This is a genomic window from Kitasatospora sp. NPDC091257, assembly GCF_044757675.1.
GTDB classification, from domain to species: domain Bacteria; phylum Actinomycetota; class Actinomycetes; order Streptomycetales; family Streptomycetaceae; genus Kitasatospora; species Kitasatospora lactacystinica.
The window spans coordinates 1-5,477 of sequence record NZ_JBIVVI010000610.1 but is presented as its reverse complement, the minus strand read 5'-3'; the positions used below and the strand labels follow the sequence as shown (position 1 = coordinate 5,477).

Annotated in this window: 6 protein-coding genes; 3 read left to right on the top strand and 3 right to left on the bottom strand. The window is 74.1% G+C overall.

The window, feature by feature from the left end; all coding sequences use genetic code 11:
• Positions 1 to 155 precede the first annotated feature (155 nt).
• Together ACIQOV_RS25545 and ACIQOV_RS25540 are read left to right on the top strand one after the other, a co-directional pair.
• Positions 156 to 644 (top strand): GNAT family N-acetyltransferase, encoded by a 489-nt coding sequence (locus tag ACIQOV_RS25545; protein ID WP_401052205.1) that lies wholly within the window; start codon positions 156 to 158, stop codon positions 642 to 644.
• Entirely contained in the window at positions 641 to 1,393 is a 753-nt protein-coding gene (locus tag ACIQOV_RS25540) for a hypothetical protein (RefSeq protein WP_401052204.1), read from the top strand. Before ACIQOV_RS25545 ends, ACIQOV_RS25540 begins: the two co-directional genes overlap by 4 nt.
• Before the next feature lie 96 nt (positions 1,394 to 1,489).
• Here the strand turns inward: ACIQOV_RS25540 and ACIQOV_RS25535 are convergent, their stop codons facing one another.
• The 3 genes from ACIQOV_RS25535 to ACIQOV_RS25525 all read right to left on the bottom strand — a co-directional run bounded on the left by ACIQOV_RS25535 (position 1,490) and on the right by ACIQOV_RS25525 (position 4,271).
• Positions 1,490 to 2,173, bottom strand: coding sequence for a ScbR family autoregulator-binding transcription factor (locus ACIQOV_RS25535; RefSeq protein WP_401052201.1), 684 nt, complete (start codon positions 2,171 to 2,173; stop codon positions 1,490 to 1,492).
• A 135-nt stretch (positions 2,174 to 2,308) separates the two neighbouring features.
• Entirely contained in the window at positions 2,309 to 3,178 is an 870-nt protein-coding gene (locus ACIQOV_RS25530) for a BTAD domain-containing putative transcriptional regulator (protein ID WP_401052199.1), read from the bottom strand.
• Positions 3,179 to 3,536: 358 nt separating this feature from the next.
• Positions 3,537 to 4,271, bottom strand: a complete 735-nt coding sequence (locus tag ACIQOV_RS25525) for a ScbR family autoregulator-binding transcription factor (RefSeq protein ID WP_401052197.1) — start codon at positions 4,269 to 4,271, stop codon at positions 3,537 to 3,539.
• A 329-nt stretch (positions 4,272 to 4,600) separates the two neighbouring features.
• On the opposite strand from ACIQOV_RS25525, the gene ACIQOV_RS25520 reads away from it, so the two are divergent.
• On the top strand, positions 4,601 to 5,477 hold an 877-nt coding region (locus ACIQOV_RS25520; RefSeq protein ID WP_401052207.1), incomplete at its 3' end, for a glycosyltransferase family 2 protein.

The following is a 5,477-nucleotide window of genomic DNA, read 5'->3' as shown; positions in this document are numbered from 1 at the left end:
GGGGCGGCCCGCTGTCCTGGCGGGCCACTGCCCGGTCGGCCGGTCCCCGATCCCTTCCGGCCGGCGCCGTGTCCGCTCCGAAACCCCTTGGACGGCACGGGGACCGGCTTGCTGAAATGGGAGACGGCCACTGAGGGAGTCGAAGGGACGCGGCGATGACCGGGATCAGGCTGCACCTGTCGGTGCGCGGCCTCACCGACGCGGACCTGCCGTCCTGCGGTTGGGCCGGCTCCCCCAAGCACGTGCGCGACCTCGTCCACCAGATCCGCCGCGCCGAGGCGGGCGAGATCGACTACCTGGCGGTGTGCACACCGGTCGGGCTCCCGGTGGCGGTCGGCGGCATCGACTACACCGTCGAGCCCGACGCCGGCACGCTGTGGCAACTCGGCGTCCACCCGGCCCTGCGCTCCTGCGGGATCGGCACGCTGCTGATCCGTTCCGCCGAGCAGCGGATCGGAGCCCGGGGCCTGACCCGCGCCGAACTCGGCGTCGAGGAGAGCAACCCGCGCGCCCGCGCCCTCTACGAACGCCTGGGCTACCGGGCCTACGGCCGAAAGCTCGACTCCTGGGACGTGGAGGCCGAGGACGGCTCGCTCCAGCGGTACGGGACGATGTGCACGCTGATGCGCAAGGACCTGGCGTGACGCCGGACTTCGCGGCGTTCGTCGCCGATGCGACGGCCGACCCGGCCGTCGTCGGGCTCGTCCTCAAGGGCTCCCGGGCCCACGACGGCATGACCACCCGTCATTCCGACCACGACCTCTGCGTCATCCTCGCCGACGACGCGGCGAGCGAGCTGGCCGCGCTCGACGGCTACCGCTCCGCGCGGCTCGACCTGGTCGTCACCACCCTCGAACGGTTCCGCCGGCCCTCCGACTGGGAGCGGTACGCCATCGCCCGTTCCCGGGTGCTGGTCGACCGCCGCGACGGGGAGATCGTGCGGATCGTCGCCGCGATGGGACGGCTCGGCGCCGAGGAGGCCTTCCGGTCCGGCGCCGCCCTGCTGGACGCCTACGCCAACTCGCTCTACCGCTCGGTCAAGAACCACCGCGACGGCAACCCGCTCGCCGGCCACCTCGACGCGGCCGCCGGTGTCGGGTTCCTGCTCGACCTGCTCTTCGCCCTGGACCGCCGACCGCGCCCCTACAACAAGTACCTGGCCTGGGAGCTGGACCGCTTCCCGCTGCCCGGCTGGGACAGCGCCGCGCTGCTGGACACCGTCGCCCGGATCACCGCCACCGGCGAAGTGGCGCCGCAACAGCGGCTCTTCGCCCGGGTCGAGGCGGCGGCCCGGGCCGCCGGCCACGCGGCGGTGCTGGACGCCTGGGGCGAGGACCTGCTCCTGATGCGGCCCCACCCGGACTCCCCGACCCACCAGCCCGTCCGGCCCTGACCGACAGTCCGATCGGGCGAGACGGCTCGGAGCGTCCCCTCGGACGGCCCGGTCTCGAACGCCCCCTCGGACGGCCCGGTCCCGAACGGCCCGGTCTCAGGCTGGCCGCGGGACCGACGGCCTGGTGCGGTAGCCGCCGGCCGTGCCCGGGCGCACCAGACAGGGCAGCAGCCAGTCCCAGAGGGCGCCGACCCTGCGGGCACGCTCCTCGGCGGGGCAACCGTCCGCGAACACCACCTCCAGACCGCAGGCGGCGGTCACTACCAGGGTCTCCGGGCCGAGGCCGCCCGAGCGGTCGCGCAGCTCGCCCGCGCGGCGGGCACCGGCCAGCAGGTCGCGCACCACCCCGGCCCAGACGCTGTGGAAGCCGCGGATGTCGGCGAAGGCCGGCTGCCTGGAATCGGCCGGGGTGGGCCCCGCCGTGGTGGGCGCGGTCTGCCAGCCGGCGTCCTCGCGGCCGAGGCGGAAGGCCGCCCGGATCACCGGGTCCGCCCCGAGGGCGTCGACCAGCCAGTACCCCGCGTCGATCAACCCCTGGAGCGGGGAGGAAGCCGCACGCAGCTCCGCGCAGGCCGACCGCAGCGAGCGCTCGGCCTGTCCGGACACCGCTCTGGCCAGCTCCTCCTTGGAGGCGAAGTGGAAGTACAGCGCCCCCTTCGTCACCCCGGCGGCCGCGGCGATCTCGCCGAGGGTGGCACCGGCGTAGCCGCGGCGGTCGAACAGTACCGCCCCCGCCTCCACCAGCCGCCCGCGCGTCCGTTCCGACCTCTCCTGGACCACCCGTCCCACAACCCCTCACAACGACAAGCAGGTTCCGACCGGACCGCGACCGCCCCTGGACGGGCGCCGCGGCCTCCGACGGCCGTCCGCGGCCGGTTCCACCGATGCGGCACCGGCTGCGGACGGCCGCCGGGTTCACCCGACCCGGCTGAACCGGGCCGCCGCCCCCGGTCCGGCGGCCACGCCCGCACCGGCGGGCTCGCGCTCCGCCGCACGATCCGCCGCGCGTTCGGGGCCGGCGAGCAGGATGGAGCGCTGCAGCCGCCGCAGTCCGACCGAGGGCTCCATGCCCAACTCCCTTACCAGGGTGTTCCGCAGACGCTGGTAGGCCTCCAGCGCCTCGCCCCGGCGGCCGGAGCGGTGCAGCGCGATCATGTACTGGCCGTGCAGGCTCTCGTGGGTGCGGTAGCGGTCCACGAGCACGGTGAGTTCGGCCAGCAGCACCCGGTGCCGGCCGAGCCGCAGGTCGGCCTCGATCCGCTGGTCCAGCGCGCAGAGTCTGGTCTCCTCCAACCGCCGTGTCTCGACGGCGAGTTGGCCGCCGACCGGGACATCGGCGAAGGCCGATCCGCGCCACAGCCCGAGGGCCTCGCCGAGCAGCCGGGCCGCCGCCGGGTAGTCCTCGCCGTCCATCGCCCGGTAGCCCGTTCCGGCCAGCCGCTCGAACTCCCGCAGGTCCGTCAGCCCTGCGCCGCTGTTCAGCATGTAGCCGCCCGGCGAGGTCACCAGGACGTCCTTGGCGCAGGCCACCCCCCTCGCCGCACCGGCCGCGGCGAGCGCCCGGTCGATGAGGTCGCGCAGTTGGAGCACGTACGTCTGCACGGTGGTGCGCGCGCTGCGTGGCGGACGGCCGGACCACAGCTCGTCGGCCAGCACCCCGGCCGGCACCACCTGGTCCGCCCGCAGCGCCAGCAGGCCCAACACTTGCCGCGGCTTCGGCGCCGACGGCACCACCGATACCCCGCACACCCGGACGTCCAGCGTCCCGAGCACCCGAATTTCCACGATGACCACCCCAATCACACGGAACGCCGCAGCCCCCTTCGCCACGGCCGGCACCCGGGTCGACACCCTGGGTCAGCTGCTACCAAGTCAAAAACAGGACGCGCGGTTTGTCAATACAAAACCGAACGTGCTGTTTGTTTTGCTGACGCCGCTCCGTTCCGTCACCCCTGGCGCGGCTTCCGCGAAGCTGCGCGACCCGGTCCGGCTCCGGGCCCGGCTCCAGGCCCGGCTCCGGACCCAAGTCCGGGCCCGGGCCCGGGCAAAGCAAAGGCGGCGCCGGACCCCCATGGTCCCGTCGCCGCCGGTTTCGCCTTCCCCCGCCCGGATCCCCGCAGGCAGGAGCTCCGGTGAGCCACCGTCAGCCCACACCGACCTCCGTCTGCGCCTCGACCCGCGCCGAACCCTCCGCACCGCCGTCCGGCACACCGTCCGCTCCTCCGCCCTCCGCGGCCGCACGGGCCGCCGCGGCCTCGGCCACCACCTGGGCCCCGCGATTCGGCCCCATCCGCAGCGAACCGAGCACGCCCGGAACGGCGATGCTCGGCATCAGGTGCTGGTACAGCGCGGACACCCGCAGCTCCAGATCCGCCCGGCCGCAGAGCTTCTGGGACTGGATCTGCACCCCGGTCCACGCGGCGACGAGCAGCCAGGCGGTGTCCGCCGGAACGACGTGCGGGAGCAGCTCGCCGCGCTCGCCGGCCGCGACCAGCAGCGCCTCGAACCGGTTGATCCAGCCGGGGATGGCGCCGCCGCCGAGGTCGTCGAAGAGGTCCTGCCCGAGCGACAGCCGGGCACCCGCGCTGAGCAGCGGGTCACGCGGCATCAGGTACGCCACCACCATCCCGGTGTCCACGAACTCCTGAAGCTTGCAGCTCCGTTCCGGAACTCCGTCCTGGACGAACTGCTCCTCGACCACGCCCTGCGCCAGATCCCGCTTCGAGGCGAAATGGAAATACACCGCACCGCGCGTCACACCGGCCCGGGAGACCACCTCGCCGATGGTCGCGCCCTCGTACCCGAACTCGTCGAAGACCGAGGCAGCCGCCTCCAGGATCAGCCGACGTGTCCGGAGCGCCCGTTCCTGCCGTACCACCGAAACCACCCCGCCCTGAGCTCCCGGAAAACAAAACCAAACACCCCGTATCTTAGCTTCGCCTCACCCACGACCGACAAGACGATGTCGATGAATCCCGCCAACCACTCCCTCTCTCCACGACCCGTCAGACCCCACCGTCCCGTTGGTGGCCAGCGACCTCGACCGCCCCGAGGGTTCGACGTCCGAGGCCCCGCCTCCTCCCCCTGAAAACCGAACGAACGGTTTCTTCCCGGCGTTCGTCTCCGTACATCCGTACAGACGTGACCTCCGAGACGGGCCGGTCGTTGCACCGGGTCTGCGGGAATCCTCGACGGAAGCGGGTGCACATGGGCCTCGGCCTGGGCGTGGTGGTGCTGACGATGGGCGACCGGCCCAGGGAGCTGGGCGCGCTCCTCGACTCGGTGGCCGCCCAGGAGGGCGAGGCCGCCCGGGTCGTGGTGATCGGGCAGGGCGCCAGGCTGCCGCCGCTCCCGCCCTGGGCGGACGCGGTGGAACCGCCGAAGAACATCGGCATCCCCGGCGGCCGCAGCCTCGGCGTCCGGCGACTGCGCGAACTCGGCGGCGTGGACGTGGTGGTGAACCTGGACGACGACGGCCTGCTGCCGCGCACCGACACCTTCCGGCTGGTCCGGGAGGCCTTCGAGCGGGAACAGCGCCTCGGCGTGGTCGGCTTCCGGGTCGCGGACGCGACGGGGCACACCCGGCGTCGCCACGTCCCCCGCCCGGGCCGCTCCGGCGTGCTGCGGTCCGGCGTGCTGCGGTCCGGCGAGGTCCCCACCTTCCTGGGCGGCGGCCACGCGATCCGGATGAGCGCCATCGACCGGGTCGGCGGCTTCCCCGCGCGGTTCTTCTACGCCCACGAGGAGACGGACTTCGCCTGGCGCGTCCTCGACGCGGGCTGGTCGATCCGCTACCGGGCCGACCTGCTGCTCCAGCACCCGCGCACCGACCCGGCCAGGCACGCCGCCCGCAACCGGCCGACCGCCCGCAACCGGGTGCGGCCGGCCGAGCGCCGGCTGCCCGCCGCCCTGGTGCCGCCCTGCCCGGCCTCCTGGTCACTGCACACCCTCACCCGCCGACCACCCGCGGCCGGGCTGCGCGCCTGGTGGTCCGGCTTCCTGGAGGGCGTCCGCACCCCGTGCCCGCCCCGACTCCCGATGCGCTGGGCCACGGTGTGGCGGATGACCCGGCTGGGCCGCCCCC

What these genes read in the sequence shown, in the direction of transcription:
- ACIQOV_RS25545 (WP_401052205.1), top strand. Translation starts at nt 156, where the DNA reads ATGACCGGGATCAGGCTGCACCTGTCGGTGCGCGGCCTCACCGACGCG.